At 62.9% G+C, this 25,675-nt stretch carries 29 protein-coding genes, 1 tRNA gene and 1 pseudogene; 7 read left to right on the plus strand and 24 right to left on the minus strand.

Annotated elements, in window-relative coordinates:
- The first annotated feature begins 181 nt into the window (after window positions 1-181).
- On the plus strand, window positions 182-1,183 hold the full coding sequence (gluQRS, locus tag KTF55_RS07730) for a tRNA glutamyl-Q(34) synthetase GluQRS (RefSeq protein ID WP_117847874.1): 1,002 nt from the start codon (window positions 182-184) through the stop codon (window positions 1,181-1,183).
- Between the two features lie 15 nt (window positions 1,184-1,198).
- On the opposite strand, the gene KTF55_RS07735 is transcribed toward gluQRS, so the two are convergent.
- Window positions 1,199-1,924, minus strand: coding sequence for a metallophosphoesterase (locus KTF55_RS07735; RefSeq protein ID WP_117847872.1), 726 nt, complete (start codon window positions 1,922-1,924; stop codon window positions 1,199-1,201).
- An 85-nt stretch (window positions 1,925-2,009) separates the two neighbouring features.
- Window positions 2,010-2,249, minus strand: a complete 240-nt coding sequence (locus KTF55_RS07740; RefSeq protein ID WP_117847870.1) for a hypothetical protein — start codon at window positions 2,247-2,249, stop codon at window positions 2,010-2,012.
- Window positions 2,250-2,607: 358 nt separating this feature from the next.
- On the opposite strand from KTF55_RS07740, the gene KTF55_RS07745 reads away from it, so the two are divergent.
- The 3 genes from KTF55_RS07745 to KTF55_RS07755 are packed head-to-tail and all read left to right on the plus strand — an operon-like array spanning window position 2,608 to window position 5,218.
- On the plus strand, window positions 2,608-3,150 hold the full coding sequence (locus KTF55_RS07745; RefSeq protein ID WP_217108246.1) for a DUF4342 domain-containing protein: 543 nt from the start codon (window positions 2,608-2,610) through the stop codon (window positions 3,148-3,150).
- An 18-nt stretch (window positions 3,151-3,168) separates the two neighbouring features.
- Window positions 3,169-3,939, plus strand: coding sequence for a response regulator transcription factor (locus tag KTF55_RS07750; protein ID WP_217108247.1), 771 nt, complete (start codon window positions 3,169-3,171; stop codon window positions 3,937-3,939).
- On the plus strand, window positions 3,923-5,218 hold the full coding sequence (locus KTF55_RS07755) for a cell wall metabolism sensor histidine kinase WalK (protein WP_217108248.1): 1,296 nt from the start codon (window positions 3,923-3,925) through the stop codon (window positions 5,216-5,218). Before KTF55_RS07750 ends, KTF55_RS07755 begins: the two co-directional genes overlap by 17 nt.
- A 75-nt stretch (window positions 5,219-5,293) precedes the next feature.
- On the opposite strand, the gene KTF55_RS07760 is transcribed toward KTF55_RS07755, so the two are convergent.
- Together KTF55_RS07760 and KTF55_RS07765 are read right to left on the minus strand one after the other, a co-directional pair.
- Window positions 5,294-5,668 (minus strand): VOC family protein, encoded by a 375-nt coding sequence (locus KTF55_RS07760; protein WP_117802785.1) that lies wholly within the window; start codon window positions 5,666-5,668, stop codon window positions 5,294-5,296.
- Between the two features lie 11 nt (window positions 5,669-5,679).
- On the minus strand, window positions 5,680-5,967 hold the full coding sequence (locus tag KTF55_RS07765) for a PTS sugar transporter subunit IIB (RefSeq protein ID WP_148332642.1): 288 nt from the start codon (window positions 5,965-5,967) through the stop codon (window positions 5,680-5,682).
- Between the two features lie 163 nt (window positions 5,968-6,130).
- Between KTF55_RS07765 and KTF55_RS07770 the strand changes: the two genes are divergently transcribed.
- Both KTF55_RS07770 and KTF55_RS07775 read left to right on the plus strand, forming a co-directional pair.
- Window positions 6,131-6,754, plus strand: coding sequence for a hypothetical protein (locus KTF55_RS07770; protein WP_148332640.1), 624 nt, complete (start codon window positions 6,131-6,133; stop codon window positions 6,752-6,754).
- A 31-nt stretch (window positions 6,755-6,785) separates the two neighbouring features.
- Window positions 6,786-6,870: transfer RNA gene (locus tag KTF55_RS07775), tRNA-Leu, on the plus strand.
- 139 nt (window positions 6,871-7,009) lie between these two features.
- On the opposite strand, the gene KTF55_RS07780 is transcribed toward KTF55_RS07775, so the two are convergent.
- The 6 genes from KTF55_RS07780 to larC all read right to left on the minus strand — a co-directional run bounded on the left by KTF55_RS07780 (window position 7,010) and on the right by larC (window position 12,417).
- Window positions 7,010-8,011, minus strand: coding sequence for a hypothetical protein (locus KTF55_RS07780; RefSeq protein WP_217108249.1), 1,002 nt, complete (start codon window positions 8,009-8,011; stop codon window positions 7,010-7,012).
- A 20-nt stretch (window positions 8,012-8,031) separates the two neighbouring features.
- The gene (locus KTF55_RS09985) at window positions 8,032-8,793 is read right to left on the minus strand and encodes a hypothetical protein (RefSeq protein ID WP_226790651.1); all 762 of its coding nucleotides are present in this window, start codon (window positions 8,791-8,793) and stop codon (window positions 8,032-8,034) included.
- Between the two features lie 194 nt (window positions 8,794-8,987).
- Window positions 8,988-10,277, minus strand: coding sequence for a phosphopyruvate hydratase (eno, locus tag KTF55_RS07790; RefSeq protein ID WP_217108250.1), 1,290 nt, complete (start codon window positions 10,275-10,277; stop codon window positions 8,988-8,990).
- 189 nt (window positions 10,278-10,466) lie between these two features.
- On the minus strand, window positions 10,467-11,327 hold the full coding sequence (gene mazG / locus KTF55_RS07795) for a nucleoside triphosphate pyrophosphohydrolase (protein WP_217108251.1): 861 nt from the start codon (window positions 11,325-11,327) through the stop codon (window positions 10,467-10,469).
- A 2-nt stretch (window positions 11,328-11,329) separates the two neighbouring features.
- Window positions 11,330-11,878, minus strand: a complete 549-nt coding sequence (yfcE, locus tag KTF55_RS07800) for a phosphodiesterase (protein ID WP_217108252.1) — start codon at window positions 11,876-11,878, stop codon at window positions 11,330-11,332.
- A gap of 53 nt (window positions 11,879-11,931) precedes the next feature.
- The gene (larC, locus tag KTF55_RS07805; RefSeq protein WP_254179369.1) at window positions 11,932-12,417 is read right to left on the minus strand and encodes a nickel insertion protein; all 486 of its coding nucleotides are present in this window, start codon (window positions 12,415-12,417) and stop codon (window positions 11,932-11,934) included.
- 340 nt (window positions 12,418-12,757) lie between these two features.
- Here larC and KTF55_RS07810 point away from each other — a divergent pair, with 340 nt between their 5' ends.
- Entirely contained in the window at window positions 12,758-13,669 is a 912-nt protein-coding gene (locus tag KTF55_RS07810) for a PHP domain-containing protein (protein WP_217108254.1), read from the plus strand.
- A 27-nt stretch (window positions 13,670-13,696) separates the two neighbouring features.
- Here KTF55_RS07810 and hisE read toward each other — a convergent pair whose 3' ends face one another.
- From hisE to KTF55_RS07880, 14 genes and pseudogenes are all read right to left on the minus strand, one after another.
- A complete protein-coding gene (hisE, locus tag KTF55_RS07815; RefSeq protein ID WP_006235893.1) occupies window positions 13,697-14,014 on the minus strand; it encodes a phosphoribosyl-ATP diphosphatase in 318 nt (105 codons plus the stop codon).
- Window positions 14,015-14,060: 46 nt separating this feature from the next.
- Window positions 14,061-14,390, minus strand: coding sequence for a phosphoribosyl-AMP cyclohydrolase (hisI, locus tag KTF55_RS07820; RefSeq protein ID WP_232219762.1), 330 nt, complete (start codon window positions 14,388-14,390; stop codon window positions 14,061-14,063).
- Window positions 14,391-14,537: 147 nt separating this feature from the next.
- Window positions 14,538-15,320, minus strand: coding sequence for an imidazole glycerol phosphate synthase subunit HisF (gene hisF, locus KTF55_RS07825; protein WP_217108255.1), 783 nt, complete (start codon window positions 15,318-15,320; stop codon window positions 14,538-14,540).
- 3 nt (window positions 15,321-15,323) lie between these two features.
- The gene (locus KTF55_RS07830) at window positions 15,324-16,067 is read right to left on the minus strand and encodes a HisA/HisF-related TIM barrel protein (protein WP_217108256.1); all 744 of its coding nucleotides are present in this window, start codon (window positions 16,065-16,067) and stop codon (window positions 15,324-15,326) included.
- Window positions 16,064-16,765, minus strand: coding sequence for an imidazole glycerol phosphate synthase subunit HisH (locus KTF55_RS07835; RefSeq protein ID WP_217108257.1), 702 nt, complete (start codon window positions 16,763-16,765; stop codon window positions 16,064-16,066). Before KTF55_RS07835 ends, KTF55_RS07830 begins: the two co-directional genes overlap by 4 nt.
- A gap of 80 nt (window positions 16,766-16,845) precedes the next feature.
- On the minus strand, window positions 16,846-17,433 hold the full coding sequence (hisB, locus tag KTF55_RS07840; RefSeq protein ID WP_217108258.1) for an imidazoleglycerol-phosphate dehydratase HisB: 588 nt from the start codon (window positions 17,431-17,433) through the stop codon (window positions 16,846-16,848).
- The gene (gene hisC, locus KTF55_RS07845; protein WP_217108259.1) at window positions 17,434-18,549 is read right to left on the minus strand and encodes a histidinol-phosphate transaminase; all 1,116 of its coding nucleotides are present in this window, start codon (window positions 18,547-18,549) and stop codon (window positions 17,434-17,436) included. It lies immediately after the preceding gene.
- A gap of 1 nt (window position 18,550) precedes the next feature.
- Window positions 18,551-19,987: a histidinol dehydrogenase gene (hisD, locus tag KTF55_RS07850; protein WP_217108549.1), complete on the minus strand. Its 1,437-nt coding sequence runs from the start codon at window positions 19,985-19,987 to the stop codon at window positions 18,551-18,553.
- Window positions 19,988-20,092: 105 nt separating this feature from the next.
- Window positions 20,093-21,808, minus strand: coding sequence for an ATP phosphoribosyltransferase (hisG, locus tag KTF55_RS07855; protein ID WP_217108261.1), 1,716 nt, complete (start codon window positions 21,806-21,808; stop codon window positions 20,093-20,095).
- A gap of 169 nt (window positions 21,809-21,977) precedes the next feature.
- Window positions 21,978-22,814, minus strand: a complete 837-nt coding sequence (locus tag KTF55_RS07860; RefSeq protein WP_217108262.1) for a sugar phosphate isomerase/epimerase — start codon at window positions 22,812-22,814, stop codon at window positions 21,978-21,980.
- An 83-nt stretch (window positions 22,815-22,897) separates the two neighbouring features.
- Window positions 22,898-23,734 carry a PTS system mannose/fructose/sorbose family transporter subunit IID gene (locus KTF55_RS07865; RefSeq protein WP_117806833.1) on the minus strand — a complete coding sequence of 279 codons (837 nt, stop codon included), beginning with the start codon at window positions 23,732-23,734 and terminating at the stop codon, window positions 22,898-22,900.
- Window positions 23,724-24,514: pseudogene (locus tag KTF55_RS07870) on the minus strand (PTS mannose/fructose/sorbose/N-acetylgalactosamine transporter subunit IIC). The gene KTF55_RS07865 and the pseudogene KTF55_RS07870 overlap by 11 nt, the downstream one beginning before the upstream one ends.
- Before the next feature lie 8 nt (window positions 24,515-24,522).
- Window positions 24,523-24,993, minus strand: a complete 471-nt coding sequence (locus KTF55_RS07875) for a PTS sugar transporter subunit IIB (RefSeq protein ID WP_217108264.1) — start codon at window positions 24,991-24,993, stop codon at window positions 24,523-24,525.
- Between the two features lie 16 nt (window positions 24,994-25,009).
- The gene (locus KTF55_RS07880; protein ID WP_217108265.1) at window positions 25,010-25,426 is read right to left on the minus strand and encodes a PTS sugar transporter subunit IIA; all 417 of its coding nucleotides are present in this window, start codon (window positions 25,424-25,426) and stop codon (window positions 25,010-25,012) included.
- Window positions 25,427-25,675: the final 249 nt, after the last annotated feature.

The following is a 25,675-nucleotide window of genomic DNA, read 5'->3' on the forward strand; positions in this document are numbered from 1 at the left end:
TTTTCCGCGGAAACCCCGGCAGTTGCGAAGAGCTGCCGGGGTTTCTGTCGTTTGTGAGGCTAAGTCGGTACGCAGCGATCAAGACCTTGAGCCGCAAACCCACCGTGCGCAATGCGTACCGCCGCCAACTTGTGAGCGCAGCAACGCCTTCCCTGCCAAGCCCCGCGCTATACTCGTCCGCATGGATATCAACGCACGCAACATAGCAACACACGCCGCGGACGCACCAGCAACGGCAGCGCCCACCCCCGTCGTGGGCCGCTTTGCCCCGTCGCCCTCGGGCCGCATGCACTTGGGCAACGTGTTCAGCTGCCTGTGCTCGTGGCTTTCGGCCCGCAGCCAAGGCGGCAGCATCGTGCTGCGCATCGAGGACCTGGACGATCGCTGCAAGCGCCCGGAACTTGCCACTCAATTGATTGACGACCTGGCCTGGCTGGGACTGGAGTGGGACGAAGGCCCCTACTACCAGCACGATCGCCTGGATCTGTACGAGGACGCCCTGCGTCAGCTGCAAGACGCCGGCCTCACCTATCCCTGTTTTTGCACGCGTGCCGAACTCCACGCCGCGAGCGCGCCGCACGCGAGCGACGGCACGCCCATCTACCGCGCCGCCTGCCGAGACCTTTCTGCCGAGGAGGTTGCCCGCCGCAGCGCCCTGCGCGCTCCGGCCACGCGCCTGCGCGTACCCGCCGTCGACGACCTCGCAAACGATGTGATCGAATTCGTGGACCGCACGTATGGAGCCCAATGCGAAGCACTCGCCACCGAATGCGGCGACTTTTTGGTGCGCCGCAGCGACGGCGTTTTTGCCTACCAGCTAGCCGTGGTGGTCGACGACGCTGCCATGGGCGTCACCGAGGTCGTGCGCGGATGCGATCTGCTGGGCTCCACGCCGCGCCAAATCTACCTGCAGCATTTGCTGGAACTTCCCACGCCGCACTACGCGCACATTCCGCTGCTCATGTCGCCGGATGGCCGCCGCCTTTCCAAGCGCGACCGCGACCTGGACCTGGGCGAGCTCCGCACCCGCTTTGGCGCGCCCGAGGCACTACTGGGCTGGCTCGCCGGGCAAACAGGCATCGCGCCGGACGCCACACCGCGCTCTGCCGAGCAGCTGGTCGAGCACTTTAGCTGGGATGTTATCCGCACGCATCGGGAAAACATCACTGTAACGGTCGAGTAGCCAGCCACCCCGCCCCTACGCGACATCCCAGGGCTGGAGTTCGTCGCCCAGGCGGACAATACAGTCGTAGAGCACGGTGTGGCACTCGGCTGGGTTGGCGTCACGATGAAAATGCCCGTAGTACCAGCGCTTGTAGTCCAGGTGGTCCTCCAGCTCGTCGAAAAACGTGGTGAGTCGATCGACATCGGGATAATTCCAGCCAGGTGCCGGGTAAAGCGTGGGCGAAAGCATGCGCGTGGAGCAGGTATGGGTGATCGCATAGTCGACCTTCCAACCCACGCTGTCGAGCTTTGCCCGCGCCTCCTCAAAGTTGCGCTCGTCCGGCAGCTCCTGCGGCCACCAGCTGGAATACGGAATGCGGTATTCCTTATCCACGCTCGTGGCGCCGCCCATGGTAAAGATCGTTGAGCCGTCGAGCTCAAAAACCTCACCGCGCGTCAGGCGTCGGATGGGCGAGGTGTCCGACAGACGCTGCGTCAGGCCGCCGTGCCACAGCTCCATGGGGCGCTCCGACCAGTGATCGAAACGCTCGTGGTTGCCGTCGACAAACAGCACGGTATAGGGGCGCGACTCCAGCCAGGCGATGTCGGCACATTCCTCGGCAGAGAAATCCCACGGAAAGCCAAAGTCGCCCGCGATGATGAGATAGTCGTCACTTGTCAGACCATCCCCAAGATCCCAGTCGCGAAGCTTTTGCATGTCGACGCCGCCGTGAATATCGCCCGTCACATAGACCGTCATCGGATCACCACTTCCCTGTAAGTCGCTAGCCCACATTCTGCACGATCACTAAGTCAACCGTTCCAGCCCTTCCATCCTTTGGGACCTACCCCTCGCTCTTCCATCCAAACGGGTCAAACACCCAAAAGATCAGATCGAGCACGCCGCCGGTCATCGTGGCGCCGGCAAGAGCCATGCAAACATGCAGAAAGCTGGCACTTCGGAGCACGTCGAACGGCCCCAGAACAGCCAGCAGCGCGACCGCTGCGCCGGCTACGCACAGCGCGAGGCACGGCCCCGCGTCCTTTACGCACTTCTTTGCGAGATGCTTTGCGTTGTCACTCATCGGTATCGAACTCCTTAGAGGGTCGTTGTTCAGACGCATGCCGCCGCGGCAGAGCGGGGCGGCAGGGTAAGTGTCACATGCTGTGCGGACATCAATGGAGAAACCGCCTGCTCGACCAACCTTTGACGCCGTTTTGCACCGGCACCACATCCCCCGCTATCGAGGTCTAATACTTTTCCCACCGCTACCCAAAAACTCATCCAACATTAATCTTGGCTCAAGAATCGCTTAATCTATAACCTGCACTATAGAGTTCGACCAAGGGCGGGGCGGCGCCGCGCAACGCAGGCCGCCGAACGCAGCGCTCGCGCCCGGGCAGTTCGCCCGGCGTCGCGCCCATCGAACGAAAGGACAGGTCATGGACGACCTCGAAAAAGTTGAAACCATCCGCACCAAGTGCAACGTGAGCTACACCAATGCCAAGGCGGCGCTCGACGCTGCCGACGGTAACGTTTTGGATGCCATCATTTGGCTCGAGTCGCAGGGCAAGACCCAGACCACGTCGGCGCACGCCGCCACCGAGCCCGCGCCGGTCGACGAGCCCTCGGCCGAGATGGTCGCCGCGCAGGCCGCCTACGAAAAGTCGAGCGAAAAGACCGACTTTTCCAAGAAGATGGACAGCGTGTGGGAGTACCTCAAAAAGCTCTTCCGCCTGAGCCTGGACACCAAGTTTATCGCCACGCGCCGCGATGCGATCATCCTCAACATCCCCATCCTGATTCCCATCGTCGCCCTGTTTGCCTGGGGCGCCACGATATGGCTGATGCTGATTGGCCTGTTCTTTGGCATGCGCTACCGCATCGACAGCGACGGCGACGTGCCCGGCAGCATCAACAACCTTATGAATCACGCCGCCGACGCCGCGGACGACATCAAGCAAAATCTGAACGACGACAAGTAATCGCAGACGGGGGCACGCATGGCACGGATCCTGATCGTAGAGGACGAGGAGAAAATCGCCCGCTTTGTGACGCTCGAGCTGGAGCACGAGGGCTACCAGGTGGAGCACGCCGCCGACGGCCGCACCGCCGTGGACCTGGCGCTGGAGCGCAACTACGATCTGATTCTGCTCGATGTGCTGTTGCCGCAGCTCAACGGCATGGAGGTGCTGCGACGCGTCCGCAAGCACAAGGATGTACCGGTGATCATGGTCACCGCGCGCGATGCCGTGATGGACAAGGTGGCCGGGCTCGATGCCGGCGCCGACGATTACCTGACCAAGCCGTTTGCGATTGAGGAGCTGTTCGCACGGATCCGCGTGGCGTTGAAGCGCTCGGAGGCCGTGCGGGCGGCTTCGGGCGTTGGCGGCGTTGGGGCCGGGACGGGCGCTACGGGCGCCGCTGCGATACCCCCGGCTGGCGACTCGACCCAGGCATCCGCCTCGCCCTCCCCCGCCGCGCTCACCGTGAGTTCGGTCGCGCTCGATCCCGACCGCCGCGAAGTCACGGTCGGCGGCTCGCCCATCGCGCTCACTGCCCGCGAGTTCAACGTCCTCGCCCTGCTTATGGCGCACGCCGGCACCGTGCTCACGCGCGAGCGCATCGCGCACGAGGCGCTGGGCTACGAATACGTGGGCGACACCAACAACGTCGACGTGCACATCGCGCACCTGCGCGCCAAGATCGAGGACGCCGGCGGCGCCCGCATCATCCAGACCGTGCGTGGGGTGGGCTATGTCTGCCGCGCGTAACGCCGAGGCCAAGCGCGTCACATCCATCGCCCGCGCCATCAACTGGAGCTATATGTGGCGCCGCTTGATGAGCCACATCTGGCTCGATCTGTTACTGTTGGTTATTGCGGCGGCGATCCTCGTCTATGGATACAACCAGATGCTGCCCGACGGCGCGTTTACCGCAGGATGGATCCCCGGCGTCGCCGTTCACGGCATGTCGCTGGCGCCTGCGCGCGGCTGGGACCTGGCAACGCTCACCTATACCGTCGAGCTTGCGCGTACCACCAAGACTTTCCCCCTCGCGCAGGACCTCGTCGCGCTATGGCCTCTCTACCTTGTCGTTGTGGGTTGGCAGGTCATCAGCGTGCTCGACATGCTCGGCGGCGCCCGTCGCGTGCGCCGCACCATGGCACCGCTCAACGACCTGGCCTTGCGCGTGGACGAGCTCGGCCGTATGCAGCTCTCCGGCGGCAAGATGGAAACACTGGAGCAGGCCATCGAGCGCGCAAGCGTCGACTCGCCGAGCGTCACTACCGGCGACGCCGACCTGGCAAGCATCGAGGTTGCACTCAACCGCCTACTGCGCCAGATGCAAGAGGCCAAACTGCAGCAAATGCGCTTTGTCAACGATGCGAGCCACGAGCTGCGCACGCCCATCGCGGTGATTCAGGGCTACGTAAACATGCTCGATCGCTGGGGCAAAGACGACCCGGACGTGCTGGCAGAATCTATCGCGTCCCTCAAGGCCGAAAGCGAGCACATGCAAGAGCTCGTGGAGCAGCTGCTGTTTTTGGCACGCGGCGATGCCGGGCGCACGGTCCTGCGGCGTGCGAATACTAACCTGGCCGCACTGGTCGACGAGGTATGCGAGGAATCGCAGATGATCGATACCGAGCACACGTATCGGCTGGCCTTTGACGCTGCGCTTGTCAGCGACCCGCGCTGCGACGCGCCCGTCGACGTGGCGCTCGTGAAGCAGGCTCTGCGCGTGATCGTGCAAAACGCCGCCAAGTACTCGGATGCGGGAACGACCGTCACATTTGGCGTAGCGCCGGATGCGGGCGCGGGCACGATCGACATAAGCGTTGAGGACGAGGGCATCGGCATGAACCAGGAATCCGCAGCTCACGCGTTTGAACGGTTCTACCGCGCCGACAATGCACGCGATGCCGGCGCACAGGGCTCGGGTCTGGGGCTTGCCATTGCCAAGTGGATCGTCGATAGCCATGGCGGCGTCATTGGCGTGACCTCAGTCGAGGGCGTCGGCAGCCGCTTTACGATTCGCCTGCCGCGCTAGGAAGCCCCTCGGCATAAATAAAGGGATAGGGCCACACGGCCCTATCCCTTTTTGCTAGCTATGGCAGCTTGTGCGCTACTCGCGGCACAGATGCACGGCGAAACCGGCGAACTCGCGCTTAAAGTACACGAGCTTGGTGCTACCGTCGGGCAGCAGCGCGCGCGACTCTTCGTTGACCTCGAGCCCGCGCTCGGCAAACCACTTCTCGGCCGCATCGATGTCGTTGACGGCAAAGCCGATGTGGCCCTTGGTGCCACGACCATTCTGCTTCATGACCTCGACCAGCGAATCGTTAAAGTACGAAACCGGGGTCTCGATAACGGGCAGACCCATCATCGTCGAGAACAGCTCCGCGATCTCCAGGGCGTCTGCCGGGTCGGTGGCGTTAATGCCCACATGGGCAACGCGCATGCCAAAGAGCTCGACCGGGTTGGCGTTCTGCTCACTCATGCAGTCAGCGCCTACTGAGCCATGACGTCAAGAACGGCCTTCTCGGCAGCGACGCGGTTCATGCCGGTCATGAAGGGCACGCCGCTCACGTACGGGCAGGTAAGGCCCTCGGGGGCAACGGTGGTGGCGATCAGTAGATCGGCGCCCTCGTCGCAAACGTCCTTGGCCTCGGAGATGGCGCACTGCACGATCTCGTACTTGTCGGCGTAACCGTTGGCGTCGAGCATGGTGGCGACCTTCTGGGCAACGAGCGTGGAAGTAGCAGCGCCAGCACCGCAAGCCAAAACAATCTTCTTCATAGGTAATGTCTCCCTTCATGGTTTACTTTAGGTAAGTGTACCGCAGCGAGCGATGGCGCTCGGCCTCGATGCGCTTTTATGCCAGTTTGCTTGCACGCCGCGTATAATACATCTAGCACGTGTTGTCATACCGCTCGCTTTACGAGCGACTAAGGACTCTAAAATGCCCGATTCCCGCACCCTCTGGACCGCCGTCGTCATTATTTGTATCGCCATATCGGTGTTCTTTAGCGTAAAAAAACGCACCACGTTTAAGCGCCTGCAACAGCTTATGGCTGCCAAGCAGTGGGACGAGTTCGATCGTTTGCTCGATGGCAAACTCACCAGCATGCTGTACCCGCGCTATAACCGCGACTACCTGCGCCTGAACTCCTATCTGCTGCGCGAGGACCACAAGCGCGCCGACGAGATGTTCGATTTGCTGCTGGGACTCAATCTGCCCAAGATGCAGCGCGTCGACCTGGTGATTAAGGCCTTTAACTACTACGTTGGCCAGGAGGACCGCAAAAAGTCCAAGGAGCTGCTGCACGAGATCAAAGGCTTTGAGGGCGGCCAGGCCGAGGCAGTCGCACACGAATGCCAACTGATGTACGACACGATGATCCTCAAGCGCCACAACGACATTCCCGAGCTGGAGCGCATGCTCAAGGAGGCCGGTGACGACAAGGTCAAGAGCTGCCGCTTGGAGTATCTGTTGGCTCTGCAGTACAAGAACAAGGGCGACGAAGCCAAGTTCCAGGAGTTCCTGGAGAAGTCGGGCCAACACTCGATGGCCGTCAACGCGTAACGGACGGCTTGTGCTAGACTTCTAGTCTCACGGGGGCGTGGCGGAATTGGCATACGCAGGAGACTTAAAATCTCTCGCCGCAAGGATTGTGGGTTCGAGTCCCACCGCCCCTACCATATGGAGCTTTCGAGCCCGTGTCCCCAAGGGATGCGGGCTCGTCTCTTTTGGACGCCGGTGGGGCTCTAAGTTGCGGTGGAATAGGGACTGTTTGGTGCCCGAAAGGGCGATTTTAGTCCGCATTTCACCGCAACTTATTTAGAGGGTGCTGAGAGTGGGGGTCCAGGCGATGGTGGGAGTCACGCCGTCGAGAACCTCGTTGATGGTGGCGGCCATGCCAGCGAGTAGGCTGTTCTCGCTTACGGTGAGCGTCTTGTAGCCGCCGGCTCGCATGAGCTCGCGGATCACCACGGCGCCAGCCAGAATCACGCTCGCGCGCTTGGGCTGCACGCCCGGCAGCGCAGCGATACCCTCCACACCCAGCGTAGACATACGATCGATGGCGGCCGAGATCTGCTCCAGCGAAAGCTCGCGCAGGTGCACAAAGTTCGAGTCGTACGGCTCCAATTCGTGGACCAGCGCCACGAGCGTGGTGACGGTACCGCCCACCGCAACGAGGCGCTCGGCGCGCGCAAAGTCGCTGGGCAGGCCCTCAAAATAGGCGGAGAACTGCTCGCCCGCCCACGCGGCGGCAGCCGCAAGCTCGCCGTCCGTGGGCGGCAACGCGGAGAAGAAGCGCTCCGTCACGCGACGGCAACCGATGTCCAGTGAGCGCGTTCCCTCCAGCGCAAAGACCCCGCGCTCAGGCGCATAGACGCCCGTCGCGAGCTCCGTGGAGCCGCCGCCCGAATCGGCGACGATGATGCACTCGCCAGCAAAGTCGTGTGCCACGCCAAAAAACGTCAGGCGCGCCTCGACCTCGCCCGGAATCACCTGCGGTTCGAGCCCCAGCTCGCGCAGGCCGTCCAGCAGCAGCACGGCGTTGGATGCATCGCGCGCGGCGCTCGTGCACGTGGTGCAGATGCACGCGGCCCCAAAGGCACGGGCTTCGTCCACAAACATGCGGCACGCAGCAAGCACGCGCTCAACGGCCGCCTCGCAAAAGCGCCCCGTCGCGTCCACGCCCTCGCCCAAGTCGGTAATCTCGGTATGCTTGGACGATTCCATGATCGCCCCGCCCTCGACCTGGGCCAACACCAGTCGCGACGACACCGTTCCCAGGTCGATCGCCGCCACCTTATAGCGTTTGCAATTTGTCATTGCGGGCTCCCCTCCGGGCGCTATTTGCCGTTGGACACGACCGTCTGGCCCTCGACACCGTTAAACCCAAACAGTATGTCGAGCGCCTGGATGTACCACGGCGCATCCTTACCGACTTCTTCGATTTCCTTGGCAACTTCGCTGGCCTTCTTGGCGTTCGACGACTTCTTGCTCGACGACGAGTCCGAATCGTCATCCAAGCCCAGCACGTCAATTTTGGTCTCGCCGGGCATTACCAGGCCCAGGCCCTCGGACGCCGCGTCCTTAATGCCCTCCTCCGAGAGCAGTTTGTCGACGCTTTTTTGCAGCTCATCATTGTATTGCTGACGAATCTCGACCTGCTTGGCCAAGATATCGCTCGAACGCTTTGCCACGTACAGATCGCGCACGGGGAAATACAGGCTCACGAGCACCAGGGCAACGACAATGCCGATGAATAGCCCTCGCTGAGGACCGTGGGTAAAGTCGTAAATTGCCTTGACCACCGCGTTGTCGTTGGCGTAGTGCATAAAGTCCGAGCCCGAAAAACGGTTCGAGGGCCTGGTCGACTTTTCGTGCGTTTGAGCCGAGGGGCGCTGAGCATGCGTCGGGCGCGCCGAACGTGGCGGGCGGTCCGTTGACGTATTCATTTGAGCATGGGGGTGTGAGGCACTTGGCGGACGCTGCGCGCGGTGATCGACGCCGCCGTAACCAGACCCGCCAAGCTGCGCGGTACGCGCACGACGAGACGACGGCTCACGCGAACCGGCGGAATAGTACCTGTTGTCGTAAATCTGATCCATGTGCGCCTTGTGCGGTTGAGGTTTGTTTGCGCTAAGTCCTTTAGTTATAGCACGAGCGCCTGCACCGCCTTCGCCAGCCTTTGCTCGACATAAAAAAGGCGCTGAGCCATATGGCCCAGCGCCAATAGTGCTTTGCGGCATCCAGCCAAGGCGGGGCGGAACCGAGTCAACCCCGCCCCGCGAGTACCACTTGTTTAGCGAATGTTGTAGAACGCGGCCTTGCCGGCGTAGCGCGCGCTGCCCTTAAGCTCGTCCTCGATGCGGATGAGCTGGTTGTACTTGGCGATACGGTCGCTGCGGCACGGGGCGCCCGACTTGATCTGGCCGGCGTTGACGCCCACGACCAGGTCGGCGATCGTGGAGTCCTCGGTCTCGCCGGAGCGGTGGCTCACGATGCAGGCGTAACCGGCCTCCTTGGCGGTCTCGATGGCCTCGAGCGACTCGGTGAGCGTGCCGATCTGGTTGACCTTGACCAGGATCGCGTTGGCGGCACCCAGCTCGATGCCCTTCTTGAGGCGCTCGGTGTTGGTGACGAACAGGTCGTCGCCCACCAGCTGCACCTTGTTGCCAATGCGGCGGGTAAGCTCGACCCAGCCGTCCCAGTCTTCCTCGGCCATGCCGTCCTCGATGGAGATGATGGGATAGGTGTCAACGAGCTTCTCCCAGTAATCAACCATCTGGGCACTCGTGTACTCCACGCCCTCGCCCTTGAGCTCATACATACCGGTCTCGGCGTTGTAGAACTCGGTGGACGCCGGATCCATGGCGTACATGAAGTCGACGCCGGGCTTAAAGCCAGCCTTCTCGACGGCCTTGGTGATGTACTCGAACGGCTCGGCATTGGTCTTGAGATTGGGCGCAAAGCCACCCTCGTCGCCCACGCCGCCGCCAAGGCCGGCCTCGTGCAGCACGCCCTTGAGGGTGTGGTAGACCTCGGCGCACCAGCGCAGGCCCTCGGCAAAGCTCGGAGCACCCACGGGCATAATCATAAACTCCTGGAAGTCAACGTTGTTGTCGGCATGCACGCCACCGTTGAGGATATTCATCATGGGCGTGGGCAGCAGGTGGGCGTTGACGCCGCCCAGGTACTGGTACAGCGACAGGCCCGCCGACTCTGCCGCAGCGCGGGCAACGGCCAGCGACACACCCAGAATGGCGTTGGCGCCGAGCTTGGTCTTGTTGGGCGTACCGTCGGCGGCAATCAGCGCGGCATCGACGGCGCGCTGGTCGAAGGCATCGAGACCCACGACGGCGTTGGCGCACTCGTTATTGACGTGCTCGACGGCCTGCGAAACGCCCTTGCCCAGGTAGCGACCCTTGTCGCCATCGCGCAGCTCACATGCCTCAAAGGCGCCGGTCGAAGCGCCCGAAGGCACCATCGCGCGACCGAAGCTACCGTCCTCGAGCACGACCTCGACCTCGACGGTGGGGTTGCCGCGGCTGTCAAGCACCTCACGACCGTAGACGTCCAAAATGTCACTCATGTTGTCTCCCTCTCACTTGGAAACGTAGTTGATGCAAGCGACTGGCCGACTGTGCACCGTCGGTGCGTCTCCGTAAGTTAGCCTTGTCGCACTTTTTGCATTATGCCCTAAGTTAGCCGAGGGATACACTTGTTTTTCGAAAAATTTAGCGGGAACGATGAGGCGTGTCAGCCCGTCGTTCCCGCAGTCTTACTCCCCTGCCTTTGCTGCGTCCCACAGGTCGTTGAGCCCATGGGTCGAAAGCTCGGCAAGATCAACGTGGGCATCGGCCGCCATCTGTTCCATCGCAGCCCAGCGACGGCGAAACTTGGCCGTGCTCGCGCGCAGGGCGCTCTCGGCGTCGATACCCTCCTTGCGCGCGACGTTGACCAGGGCAAAGAGCAGATCGCCAAACTCCATTTCGCGCTCGGGCGAGCCAGGGGCCTCGGCCTCAAACTCGGCACGCTCCTCGGCAACCTCGTCCCACACGTCCTGGACCGTCTCCCACTCAAAGCCTACGGCGGCCGCCTTGCGTGACACCTTCTGCGCCTGCATCAACGCCGGCAGATGCGTGGGCACGCCATCGAGCAGACCCTCGGGCGCGGCCTCGCCCGCCGCCACGGCCTTGTCCTTGGCGGCTTTCTCGGCAAGCTTGACCTCGTCCCAAATCTTGAGCACCTCGTCGGAGCTCTCGGCATCCGCATCGCCAAACACGTGCGGGTGGCGGCGAATGAGCTTGGCGTCGATATCGCGCGCCACGTCGGCCAGCGTAAACTCGCCGGCGTCGGCAGCAATCTGCGCATGCAGCACGACCTGCATGAGCACGTCACCCAGTTCCTCGCGCAGGTGAACCGCGTCGTCCGCCTCGATGCAGTCGAGCGCCTCGTAGGCCTCCTCGATCATGTTCTTGCCGATGCTGCGGTGCGTCTGCTCGCGGTCCCACGGGCAGCCATCGGGCTGACGCAGACGCCAGATGGTCTGCACCAGATGCTGCAGCTCGGCCGACGCGTCTATCAGCGTGGGCAGATCGCGCGAGCCCTCGGCATTTTGCTGAGCCATATGCTGCGCCATGGTTAGTCCTCCTCCAGGATCACGTGGCGGAACGCGCCGCCCTCGTAGATGCCGTAGCTGTGCGAGCCGTCCTTGGGGATGCTCACGCTGCCGGGGTTGAAGAGCCACAGGCCCGGGTGCGCGGCGCTTTCCTCGTTGACCTTGATGTGCGTGTGGCCGTAGACGAGCGCGGAGCCCTCGGGCAGCGCGGGCGCGTGGTCGACGCTGTTGTGCATGCCGGCGCCAAAGACATGGCCGTGCGTCAGGAACAGCTCGCGGCCGGTCTCGTCAAACAGCGTGGCGTAGTCGGCCATGACGGGGAAGTCGAGGACCATCTGGTCGACCTCAGCGTCGCAGTTGCCGCGCACCGCGATGATGCGGTCGGCTAGGGCGTTGAGCAGCGGAATCACGCGCTTGGGAGCATAGTCGCGCGGCAGGTCGTTGCGCGGACCGTGATAAAGCAGGTCGCCCAGCAGGACGATGCGGTCGGGCTGCTCGGACTCAATGGCGGCGCAGAGGCGCTCGGTCCAGTATGCCGAGCCGTGGATGTCGGAAGCGATGAGGTATTTCATGGTGGTCCTTTCGGTGAGGTTGATGGGGTGGGTGTGGCGCGTCGCCGACCGTGTCACTCAAATTGCAGAGCCGCGGCTTGTGCTGCCTGCATCACGCGCTGGAGCGGCACACCGTGCTCGCGGGCAAGGCGGGCGCAGTCCTCGTACTCGGGCGCTGCACGCTCGCTGCCGTCGGGCAGGGTGGCCACCTTGACGGACACCTCGCCCCATGGCGTCGTCACCTGCTCAAAGCGGCGTGGCAGGCAAACGCGTTCCATGACCTGGCGACGGATGCCATTGGTCGTGGTTTCCAAAAAGATGATCGTCTGCAGGCGCTCGATGTCCTCGTGGGCGCAGATTACCTGCAGCTGCCAGCCGGGGCGGCCTTTCTTGCAATAGACGGGCAGCCAGTGCACCTCGCGCGCACCCGCCTCGCGCAGGCGGTCGGCGGCGTAGGCAAGCACCTCGGGCGACGCGTCATCGATATCGCATTCCAGCTTGACGATAGTCTCGGGCGCATCGGTCTCGCGGGACAGCGGGGATGTGCTATCGCATTGCATACGGTCCGGATCCTTTCCGCACGGGCTCGTTTTGTTCACCCAAACGCTAGCACATCGCAGGCGGTGCAGGGGCGACGTCATGGGATAGGTGCGACTTTTGCTGGGCGCAAGTGCTGGCGCGCTCCAACGCCGGCCCGCTTCACTCAAACGTGTACGTCAGCCTCCAAACATGTCATTTTTTGCAGCTTTTGGAGGCTGATGTACATGTTTTGAGAGCACAAGCGAGGCCGCACCGCGCGTCGCGCAGCCTTTCCAATCGATTTCGACCCCCCGCGTGCCCGGCGTGTTGAGAGCTGCGCCATTACAATGAAGCGGATTCGCTTGACGCAAAGGAGCCGCCATGTCTGCTTGCCCGCTGATCGATTGCCATACCCACACCTCGTTTTCGGACGGGCACGCCTCGTTTGAGGACAACGTCCGCGCCGCTGCTGCGGCCGGTTGCCGCGTCATGGTCTCGACCGATCACCTTACCCTGCCCGCCAGCATGGATTCCAATTGCGAGGTACAGGTTGTCGAGAGCGACCTGACGGCGCATCGACTGGCATTTGAGGACGCCCGCAAGCTTGCCGCGCAGATCGCGCCGGATCTCGAGCTTATCTATGGCTTTGAATGCGATTGGTACGAAGGCTGCAAGCCTTTGGTTGAGCGCTGGTCCGAAGGCGCCGTGGTACGCCTGGGCAGCGTGCACTGGATTGGCAACCCCGGCGATATCATGGCCGGTGCCGCGGGTACGGCGGGAACGGAAAACGTCGCTCGCCCCGATACACCCGATTCCCTTTGCGGTTGGATCGACGACGACACCGACCTGCACGTTTGGGAAAACCTGGGCGTGCGCGGCGTGTGGAAGCGCTATGTCGATGACTGGTGCCGCGCCTGCGAGAGCCCGCTCAACTTTGATGTGATGGCTCACCCCGACCTGGTCATGCGCTTTTCGAAGGAAGGCTTTGCGCCCGACTTTGACCCCGCGCCGTTTTGGCAGCAGATGGCCGAATGCGCCCACGATACGGGTCGTCGCGTTGAGGTCTCGACCGCCGCACCGCGCAAGGGCCTCGACGACTATTACCCCTCGACGGGGCTGTTGCGCTGCTTCGCCCACGCCGAGGTACCCATCACCTTTGGCTCGGACGCGCACCGCGCCTGCGACATCTGCTGGAATATCCGCGAGGCACAAGCCCACGCCTACGACTGCGGCTACCGGGCCTTCGATATCCCCCACCCCACCGGCGAATGGCAGCCCACGCCCCTCGCCTAACTGGTCGTTTAAGAACGTCCCCAATGACTAGTGGCGGCGGGCGTTGAGTTCGCCGGCCAGTTCGTCGAGGGTGATGCCATAACGCTCAAGGGTTACGAGCAGGTGGTAGACCAGGTCGCCGGCCTCGTAGCGAATGTGATCGTGGTCGTTATCCTTGCAGGCCATGATCACCTCGCTCGCCTCCTCGGCAAGCTTCTTGAGCAGCTCGTCCTCGACGTCGGTCAACAGACGCGCGGTATAGCTCTCCTGCGGCGACGCGTCGCGACGGCCATGAATCACCTCGGCCAGCCCCGTCAGCGTCTCTCCGATATTTCCATCCTGAACATTTGCGGTGCGCACACCCATGGTTCAATCCTTTCTGGCTGGCCAAGCGCTTGGTCGAGCGCCCGCCCTACGCGAGTTTCTTAAAGAAGCAGGTACGGTTGCCGGTATGGCAGGCCGGACCCGGAGAATCGACCTTGACCAGTAGCGTATCGCTATCGCAATCGGCCCAGAGCTCCTTGACCTCCTGCATGTTGCCGCTCGTCGCACCCTTGTTCCAGAGCTCCTGGCGGCTGCGGCTCCAAAACCACGTGGTCCCGGTCTTGAGCGTCAGCCCCACCGACTCCTCGTTCATCCAAGCAACCATAAGCACCTCGCCGGTGTCATATTGCTGAACCACACAGGGAATCAGCCCGCGGGCGTCGTATTTAAGATCAGACGCTTCTATTACCTCAGTCATCATTTCTCCCAAGTAATTACCGTAAACCCCACAGGTCGGCGAGGGTTGTCCAGGTGCCGCAGGTTGCCGCGAAAGAGGAGCGACGCGTACTTAAGTACGCGAGAAGGGTTGGAGCCGGAAGGTCGGGTGCCTGGGCAAGCCGCAGCATTAGAAGTCCAGCCTCACAGGAATACCTTGAGAAGCCATATACTCTTTGACTTCGCGAATGCTGAAGATTCCAAAGTGAAAGACGCTCGCCGCCAGCACGGCATCGGCCTCGCCCTCGATCACACCCTCGGCAAAATGCTCGAGTGTGCCCACGCCGCCGCTCGCGATAACGGGAATCGGCACCGCGCGGGCCACGGCGCGAGTAAGCGCCAGATCGAAGCCGGCCTTGGTACCGTCGCGGTCCATGCTGGTCAGTAGGATTTCGCCGGCGCCACGACGAGCCGCCTCCTCGGCCCACGCCACTGCGTCGATACCCGTAGCGTTGCGGCCGCCCGCCGTAAAGACCTCCCACTTATCGGCGCCCGGCTCCCCGGGCAGCCCCACGCGCTTGGCATCGATCGCCACGACCACGGCTTGGCTGCCAAACGCCGCGGCAGCCTGGCTGATCAGCGACGGATCGCGCACAGCCGCCGAGTTGAGCGACACCTTGTCGGCACCGGCGGCAACCATGGTGCGCATGCCCGCCAGGTCGCGAAAGCCGCCGCCCACGGTATAGGGAATGGCCAGCTCCTCGGCCGCATGCGCCGCCATCTCGATAGTCGTCGCACGGTTATCGCTCGTCGCGGTAATGTCCAAAAATACGACCTCGTCCGCACCCTCGCGGTCGTAGGCGCGGGCCAGCTCCACCGGATCGCCGGCATCGCGCAAGCTCACAAAGTTGACGCCCTTGACCACACGGCCGTCCTTGACGTCCAGGCAGGGAATTACGCGCTTGGTAAGCATGGGCTACTCCTCCCCTCGAGCGGCGGCCAGCGCCTGGGCCAGCGTAAAGTTGCCCTCGTAGAGCGCACGACCGGTAATGGCGCCTTCAATCGCGCCCTCACCCACCGCGGCCAGCGCGCGGATGTCGTCGAGCGTCGAGATACCGCCCGACGCCACGACGGGAAAGCCCGCGACCTGCGCCACATGGCGATACGTCGCCACATCGATGCCCGTCTGCATGCCATCACGCGCGATGTCGGTATACACCAGATGCTTAAAGCCCAGCTCGGTAAGCTGCGCCACGGCATCGTCGAGTGCCACGCCCGCGCCGTCGCGCCAGCCGTTCACCTTAACCTGGCCGTCGCGCGCGGCAATGTCGGCGACCAACAGCTCGCCAAAGCCCTGGGCTGCCACCTCAGCAAAACCCGGCTCGGTCACGAGCACGGTGCCCAGCGCAATGCGGCGAGCACCATAGCCTGCCAGCTCATCGATGCGTGCGAGTGAGCGAACGCCGCCGCCCACGTCCACGGACAGACCGTCGACGCCGCAGATGGCCTTAATCGCCGCCGAGTTGGCAGCGCATGTGTCCTCGTCCTCGCCAAAGGCAGCGGACAGGTCGACGACATGCACCCAGCTTGCGCCCTGCTCGGCAAACGAGCGGGCGACGGCCACGGGGCCATCGGAATATACCTTGCAGCGGTTGCGGTCGCCGCGCTCCAGGCGCACAACCTTGCCGCCGATCAGATCGATTGCGGGAAACAGGATCATCGGCCAACCTCCTCGACGATGTTGACGAAGTTCTTAAGGATGCGCTGACCCAGCGCGGAGGATTTCTCGGGATGGAACTGGCAGCCCCACACGTTGCCGTGGCGCACGATGCACGGGAAACTCCGTGTATAGTGCGTGCGCGCCAACACATCGGCGGCATCGACGTCGCCGGTCACCGCGTAGCTGTGGGTGAAGTACATATTGGCGCCCTCGGCAAAACCGGCGAGCAGCGGATCGGCCGCGCCGGCAGGCGTCATGTGCACCTGATCCCAGCCCACGTGCGGGACCTTCAGACGGCTCGACTCCAGGTGCGTGCACGAGCCACGCATGATGCCCAGGCCATCGACCCAGGGACCACCGGCCTGCTCGGAGGCATCGTCGTCCGCGTCCACGCCCTCGTCCGCAGGCACGCCCTCGTTGCCACGCTCAAAAAATAGCTGAAGACCCAGGCAGATGCCGAGCAGCGGAGTTCCGGCGGCAACGGCATCGAGCACGGCCACCTCCTCGCCGCTCTGGCGCATAAAGACAATCGCGTCATAGAACGCGCCCACGCCCGGGATGACCAGGCCGTTGGCGTTGCGGATCTGCTCCGGATCGTCCGATGTGCAGGCGGCGGCACCGGCGCGCGCAAGCCCGCGCACAACGCTCGACAAGTTGCCCTTGTGGTAGTCGACCACCACAATCTTCGGTTCGCCCACGCGACCCTCCCTTTTCCCATCATCCAAAACCACCACAAAGGGGACAGGCACCTTCGTGGTGGTTTTTACCCTTGTGGCGGTTACAGTGAACCCTTGGTGCTGGGGATGCCCTGCACGCGAGGGTCCAGCTCACAGGCTTGGCGCATCGTGCGGCCCACGGCCTTAAAGGCGGCCTCGATAATGTGATGCGAGTTGCCGCCTGCCAGCTCGCGCACGTGCAACGTGAGTTTGGCATCGCGCGCAAAGGCATAGAAGAACTCGACGGCCAGCTCGGTATCGAAGCTGCCCACGCGCTCAGTCGGCACGGGCAGCTCGCAGTAGGCCTGCCCGCGGCCCGAAATATCAACAGCAGCCATCACAAGCGTCTCGTCCATGGCGATCGCCGCGTCGGCAAAGCGCGTAATGCCCGCCTTGTCGCCCAGCGCCTGGCAAAACGCCTCGCCCAGCACAATGCCCGTGTCCTCGACGGTATGATGCGCATCGACCTCGACGTCGCCCACCGCGTGCACCGTCAAATCGAACAGGCCATGGCGGCCAAAAGCGTTGAGCATGTGGTCGAAAAACGGTACGCCGGTCGAGATATCACACACGCCGCATCCGTCCAGGTCGAGCTTTACGACAATGTCGGTCTCCCCCGTCTTGCGGGTCACCTCGGCATAGCGGTCCATCTACATCTCCTCCTTCACCAGCGCGGCAAACGCGGCCAGCACCTCGTCGTTTTCCTGCGGGGTGCCTACGGTAATGCGCAGACAGTCCGCGAGCCCCGGCGCGTAACTAAAGTCGCGCACCAAAATTGAATACTCGTCGCGCAGACGCTCGCGCACGCGCGTGGCATGCGGCGTGCGCACGAGCACAAAATTCGCCGCGCTCGGCCATGCCTCCACGGGCATGCCCTCGGCAGCCATTGCGCGCAGGGCGCACAACTCGCGCTCGCGCTCGGATGTAACTTGCGCCGCCACGGGTGCATACGCATCGCGAGCACGCACGCAGGCAAGCGCTGCGGCCTGGCTCAGCACGTTGACCGAATAGATCTGGCGAATCGCCGCGAACACGTCGACGACCTCGGGTGCCGCAATCACATAGCCCAGACGCGTGCCGGCGGCACCAAACGCCTTGGACAGCGTATGTAGAATCACCAGGTTGGGATGCTCGGCGATAAGGCCTTGCGCCGTGGTGGCCGCGCCAAACGAATCGTCGGCAAACTCAACGTAGGCCTCGTCGACCATGACCATGCCGGGGCACACATCGCACAGCGCCGCGACAAAGTCGAGCGGTGCCACGTCGCCCGTGGGGTTATTGGGCGAGGTCACGATGGCCAGGTTGCACTCGGGTGCCGCCGCAAGCACGGCTGCCTGGTCGAGCTCAAAGGTCGCCGGGTCGCGCCACACGTCGCGCACCTCGGTCTGGCACAGAGACGCAAAGAACGCATACTCGCTAAAGCACGGCGGGCAGTTGAGCAGGGTCCTCCCCGCGCCACCAAACGCCAGCAGATAGTTATAGAGCAGCTCGTCGCCGCCGTTTCCCACGCAGATGCTCTCGCGCGTCACGCCATGCCAGGCAGCAAGCTCGTCGCGCAGGTCGTTGGACATGGGATCGGGATAGCGGTTGAGCGGCGTGGCAGCCAGGGCGGCGTCGACCGCCTCGCGCACGCCGGCCGGCACGGGATAGGTGTTCTCGTTGGCCGAAAGGTTGATGCGCGTGGGCGTAAAGTTGGGATCATAGGGCTCAATGCCTGCCAGATAGGGCTGGACGAGCTCCTTCATGCGCGGCGTGAGTTCGGCCATATTAGGCCTCCCCACCGGTCACACCGGCGCCATCCGCGCCCGCAGCCGCCAGGTCCACACCCTCGGCAACCGTCGCCACGGCGTCGCCCGGCCAGGCAACCTTGGTCAGGTCGGCCGCGGCCAGCGACTCGGCACTCACGGCATCCTCGCCCTGTTCCAGCACACGGCGACGAAGAGCGGCGGAAAGCGCGTGTGCCCACAGGCCCTCGGCCTCGGCCAGGCGCTGCGTAGCAGGAGCGTCGGAGAGCAGACCTTCGGGCGTATAGCAAATGACACTCGAGCGCTTGACGAACTCTTCGACCGAAAGCGGGTTGGAGAACATGGCCGTACCGCCGGTCGGCAGCGTGTGGTTGGGGCCGGCGACGTAATCGCCGAGCGGCTCGGAACTCCAAGCGCCCACAAAGATGGCGCCGGCGTTGCGAATGCCGCCGAGCAGGCCCATCGCGTCCTTGCAGTGCAGCTCAAGGTGTTCGGGTGCCACGGTGTTCACAGCCTCGACGGCGGCAGCCATGTCGGCGGCCACCACGATGGTGCCCTCGTTATCGAGCGAGGCGCGCGTGATCTCGGCGCGTGGGGACTGCGCCACCAGAATGTCGATACCTGCCTCGACCTCGCGCGCAAACTGCTCGTCGCAAGTCACGAGATAGCAGGCTGCCAGCGGATCGTGCTCGGCCTGGGCCATCAGGTCTGCCGCGACCACCATGGGCTTGGCCGTGGCATCGGCCAGCACGCAGACCTCGGACGGGCCGGCGACCATGTCGATGCCCACATCGCCCGAAACAATCTGCTTGGCCGCAGCGACAAAGGCGTTGCCCGGGCCGGTAATCTTGTCGACACGCGGAATGGTCTCGGTGCCGTACGCCAGCGCGGCCACGGCCTGGGCGCCGCCCACCATATAGATCTCGTCCACGCCGCCGAGCTTGGCCGCGGCAAGCGTGTAGGGGCTGATCAGGCCGTCCCTTTGCGGCGGGGTCACCATGACCACGCGCCTGACGCCGGCGACCTTGGCGGGAATGGCATTCATGAGCACGGTGGAGGGATACTGCGCGCGACCGCCCGGCACGTAGATGCCAGCCGCCGCGAGCGGGGTCACCTTAACGCCGAGCATCGTGCCGTCCGGGCGCGTGGTAAACCAGCTCTGCTCGACCTCGCGCTGGTGGAACTCACGAATCTGACGCGCAGCTTTCTCGAGCGCGGCGACAAAAGCCGGGTCGAGGCCTTCGAGCGCGGCATCGATCTGCTCCTGCGGCAGACGGAAGCTCTCCAGCTCAACACCGTCAAAACGCTGGCTGTAATCGCGCACCGCGGCATCGCCGTTGGCGCGCACGTTGGCCACGATATCGCGGGCGGCGTCGACGATGTTTTGCGGCAGCACACCCTTGCGGTTGAGCTGGTTGGTAACGAGGCGCTCACCGGGAGCAAGCTTGATGGTCTTCATATCGGTATCCCCTATCGGTCGAGGTTGCGTTCGAAAAACGAGAGGCCGGGCGGCGGCGCCAATCGGCCCGCAGCCCGTACGTTGGGGCGCCCGTGCGCGCTCGCGCTATTGTGCCGAGCCCGCGACGGGCTCAAAATGCTTGTCCTTAACGGCCGCGACCAGGCGATCTGCCAGATTGCGTACGCGCGGATCCAGGCGTGCGGCACCCGGATTGACAAAGAAGCGGGCCGTGCAGTCCATGATGCGGCCGGTGATGACCAAGTCGTTGTCGCGCAGCGTGGCACCCGTGGCGGTAATGTCCACGATGCGATCGGTCATGCCGACGATGGGGCCCAGCTCGATGTTGCCGTGCAGCGAGACGATATCGGCATTCACGCCTCGCTCGGCATACCAGGCACTCGCGATGCGCGGGTACTTGGTGGCCACGCGAAGCGAACCGCGGCGGGCATAGTTGCGCTCGGCCTGGCCGGCGCGCCACGCGGGCTCCGCCTCGATAAAGGTGCACAGGCCGTAGCCCAAATCGACCAGCTGCAGCAGGTTGAGGTCGGCCTCGATGAGCGAGTCCCAACCGCAGATGCCGCAATCGGCACCGCCGCAGCCCACAAAGGCGGGCGCATCGCTGGGGCGCACGATGACAAACTCGATATCGCCGACCGCGCCCTCGCCGGCACGCGTGTCGCGACCGCGCACGATCAGGTGACGGCCGGGGTCACGCAGCTCAGAGACGTCCAGACCCGCGGCCTCGAGCACGTCGAGCGTATCGGCCTTAAGCGAGCCCTTGGGCACGGCAATGCGCAGCGGGCCCTCGGCGCCGCGGCCCGCGGCATGGTCGCCATCGGAAGCGGCATCCTCGGCCGAGGTGCGCGCGGCCTCCAGGCGCTCGAGCGAAAAGGCGAAGCCCGCCGCCGGCACCTCGATACCGGCGCCAAATGCGCCGGTAAAGATGGAGTCATAGCGTCCGCCCGAACCGACCGGATCGGGCAAGCCGCCGGCATAGGCCTTAAAGACCAGACCCGTGTAGTAATCAAACGAGTTCATGATGGAGAAGTCGAAGGACAGCACCTGAGCGTCCTCGGGAGCCAGGCCCTCGACCAGGGCGCGCAGCTCGCGCGTGAGCGGCGCGGCGATACCGGCAGCCTCCAGCAGCGCGTCCGCGCGGTCGAGCACCTCGGCACCGCCGTGCAGGCGCGGCAGCTCGCTAATGGCAGCCTTGACGGCCTCGGGCTCGGCGCTTGCCGCCACACGGGCATCAAGGCCCACAAAGTCGTTAGCGTGCACGCAACGCAATGCCTCGGCAGCCAGTTCGCGATCCTCGCACGCCGCGAGCAACTCCTTAAACGGACGCACGCTACCCGCGATAATGCGCGCATCGGGCAGCGCCAGCTTGCGCACAGCCTCCGCCACGAGCGAGACGATCTCGACATCGCCCGCGGTATCGCCCGCACCGATAAGCTCAAAGCCCAGCTGCGTAAACTGACGCGAGCCACCGGCATTGCGCTGGCACTCGCGGACCACCGGCGCCTCGTAGCGCAGGCGCAGCGGCAGATCGGCCGCGCGCATGCGGGTCGAAACCAGGCGCACGATCGGCAACGTGTTGTCGGGACGGACCACCAGCAGGCGGCCGTCGTCATCAAAGAGCTTAAACGGCGTGTCCGCAATGCGGCCGCCTTCCTCGAGCGAACCCTTGTCCTCGAGCAGCGGCGTCTCGACCGGAAGGTAATGATGCTCCCTAAAGCAGCCCTTCACCGTCAGCGCAATCTCCTCGCGCGCCTGAGCCTCCTCGGGCAATATGTCCCGGAATCCCCACGGTGTGGCCGTCATCTGGTGAGCCTCCTCATGCTGTGCTTCGTATAGAACAGAAGACCGGCATAGCTCCGCCGGTCTTCTGGGTACTTTAGCATACTAGAGTGCTTGCGGGGAAAATCCGTCGCAGCCTCTCACGCCGTATTCATCTGGAAACATAGGGCAGATTGCCGCAACCCAACCCCACCTAGGCGCCAATCGCACGACGATACTCTGCCATTACCTGCGCATCGGCAGCTGCGGGGTCGGCAAAATAGCGCCCGTCATAGGTCTCGGCCGAAACAACTCCGCGATAGCCACGCGCCACCAGCCTATCTAGGTCGGCGCGCATATCGCGGTTGCCGTCACCCCAAGCAAGATGCGTCGTGCCATCTGCCGCAACATCGACAAAATGCACGTGGGCGACATCATCGCCAAGCAGATCGAAATAATCGTCGATGGTATCCCCCGCCACCGCCATGGCGCCCATATCCAGGCACGCCTTAAGTGCCGGATGATCAACTGCCTCGATCATGCGCTTCGTGTCGGCCGCCGAGTTCACGATCATCGACTCAACCGGCTGTAGGGCCTCGAGCACCAGTCGCACACCGCGTTCTCCCGCATGCTCGGCAATCGCACGCAACATCGAGGCGCTGCGACCCCATGCGTCCTCGATCGGCTCGTTCAAAAATGCCCAGCCGCTCGAGACCATGACCTGCTCAGCTCCAAGTTCCGCCGCGATATCTACAACGTTCTTAAAGTACGCGAGCGTGCGGGCACGCGCCTCATTCCCGCGCGCCGCGATATTCCACGGCTTGGGGTTGTTCTGTTCGGGACAAAGCCCCACAATCCGAACTCCATACCGCTGCGACAGCTCCCGCACCTGCTCGAGCGAATCGTATCCATGGCAATCGACATACAGATGCATCGCCCCGGTCCAAAGCTCGCAACACGTGTAGCCCGAGGCCGCTGCCGAAGAAAAGAATTCCTCAAGGTCAAAATAACGATGGCTGATATTCATGACGGCAAGCTGCGGATACTCCATCTTGTCCACCTTTCGGCAAAAGGGCGCCGCAGCACAATGTGCACGACGCCCCCTCTTACATTGTTTTAATTATGACGGATGCCCTACTGAACACCAAGCACTCCAAAGAACGCGCCGGCGATACTCACGAGTAGGATCACGAGCATAATGAGCAGCGGATTCATCTTCTTCTTGAGCATGAGATAGACGATTCCAAACAGCCCCATCGTGACAAAGCCCGGGAAGATTCCGTTGAGCAGCTCGGCGAGCGTCTGAGCGCCATCGCCCGCGCCGACCATGAGCGGAATGTCCACGGTGACCATCTCCATGGTCATGGCACCGATCACCATGGCGCCCATGATAGAGGCCATCTTGACGATCGTGTCCATAATGCCCGATTCCTGGACCTTGCTGATCATGTCCGAGCCAAAGCGATATCCCACAAACGTCAGCAGGTAACGAATGATGTAGTGAGGGACGTTGAACACGAGCAGGAACAAAATCGGGCCAAGAATAGAGCCCTGCAGCGCCAGCGACGTGCCGACACCCGTTGCCAAAATTCGCAGCGTGCCCCAGTAGAAGGCATCGCCCACGCCGGACAGCGGTCCCATCAAAGCAAGCTTGACATTAGAGATCGCGCTCGTGTCAAAGTTATCTTCAGTGGCGTTGACTTCTTCCATTGCGGCAGCAATAGACATGGGGAGCGTCGAGATGTACGGCGTGACGTTATAGAGCTCCATATGGCGCTTGAGTGCGGCCTTAAAGTCTGCATCCTGCGGATACAGCTTGCGAAGAATCGGCATAAGGGCCCACATAAAGCCGATATGGCCCATACGCTCGTAGTTCCAGGAGTGCTCATAGGGAATCGAGCGCCAGAACAGCTTCTTAAGATCTGCGCGGGTAATCAACCCGTCGTAGGAAGACTCAAACTTAAAACTCATCGAACCCACTCCCAATCGCAGGATCCTCGGTTGCCACTGCGGGCTGCTCCGCCTTTTTCTTCTCGCCCAAAACCGTCATCGCGACGACGATGATCGCGGCAAAGATCGCCACGCCCGTCGTGCTAATGCCAAAGTAGGCGACGAGGAAGAAGCCAGCGAAGAAGAACGGAGCCACTGTTTTGTTCATAATCATCTGCGCCAGCATCGCAAAGCCGAGTGCGGGCAAGAAGGCGGCGGCAACATCCATGCCGGTCTGAACGAAATCGGGGATGATGTTGAGCAGGCTGGCAACGGCATCGGCGCCAAAGAAGAATGCCAGGGGAATAATCAGCAGGCCGCACCAGCTCTGCGCGTAACCGGCGATGAGCATGTTGCGCGTGATGGCCTTGGTGTCTCCGTCCTCGACGTTTTTGTCGATACGGTGCACCAGCAGCAGCATCACCGGCTGGCCCAGGGCAGTATCGAGCGCCAGGACGATCGTTGCGATGGGAATGCCCAGGGTCAGGGCCGCCGAAGCGTCCGCGCCGGCCTGCATGGCAAGAGATACGCCCAGGATAGTGCCGGAAATCGTATCGGGCGGGTTATAGGCGCCGACCGAGATGGCGCCGACCATGGCAAGCTCCATCGTGGCGCCCATGATCGTGCCGGCACCACATCGCCCATGACAAGGCCGACCAACGGTCCGAGCACAATGGGGCGCTGGAGGTAGCTCGTGCCCGTCAGCCACTCGGAATAACCCAAAAGGGCAATAAGGAAAATCAGGATTGTCTTGATAACCATGATGGCCCCTAACCGATGACCTTCGCGGCGTCAGTCTTCGCATCTGCCGGAATCATCTGAATGAACAGCTCGTAGCCCTCGCCGAGCAGCTCTTTGACGTATGCCTCGTTTTCGGGCGTGAGAAATACGCTGGTCGAGACCTGGCGGGCATCCTCGCTAAAGGCAACATTGCCGAGGTTGATCTTCTTGACGCCCATCGCCTTGGCGACGGCACCGGCCTGCCGGATCGTCTCGCAAACCACGAAGAGCTTGTACTTGTCGGTCACACCGCTCTGAAGCGCCTTGACGGCGTCCTCGGTGTTTTTGACAACGACCTTGCAGCCCTCCGGCTTTGCAAGAGACAGGGCCTGCAGGCGAAGCTTGTCGTCAAGAACCGTATCGCTCACCAGCAGGATGCAGTCGGCACCCAGAGCCGAGGTCCAGCTAACGGCAACCTGGCCGTGAAGCAGGCGATAGTCCACGCGAATCATCTGAATCATGATGTGCTCCTAACGTTTAAAACTCATCGAGTTCGGCCTGCCCCAGCAGGTCGTTGACGTACTTGACCTTGGTGTCGTCCGCATCGACGATCTGGCGAATGGCCTCATCGATCGGGGTGGAGTCGGGTACGAACAGCAGCTGAATAAGGAGCGGCAGGTTCAAATTGGTCACCAGGTGCGTGTTGGGGCGCGTCTGGACGATCTTGGTGAATTCGTTGTTGACGCTGCCGCCAAAGAGGTCGGTGCAAACGACGACCTCATCGTCCGCGGCAAAGCCGTCCAGAATCGCTGCGGCCTCCTTGACCAGGTCCTCGTTTCCGTCGACATACATAGAGAGCGCATGGACGTTTTCGCGCTCGCCGGAAAGCAGGCCGATGCTCTCGACGATTCCAGACGCAAAATGAGCATGGGATGCCACGATAAACTGCCTCATTCGATTCCCCTTTCTTGCGAATTTCGGCATAAAAATGCCCGGACGCATGCGCCCGGGCAGGGTGCTTCTTGATCAGTAGCTTATTTGTCACCGATTAGTAGTCGAACTGGTGATAGTAACGACGGTAGTTGAGGTTGTGCTTAGTGACCGTCTCGTAGTAAGCAGCAAGGCGATCGGTAATCAGCGAGGAGAGGATCCACGGGGAGACGATGACGCGGAACTCGTCGTCAAGGCCGGGGATCGCGAACT

It is taken from the genome of Collinsella sp. MSK.8.10 (assembly GCF_019041915.1).
In the GTDB taxonomy this organism is placed as follows: domain Bacteria; phylum Actinomycetota; class Coriobacteriia; order Coriobacteriales; family Coriobacteriaceae; genus Collinsella.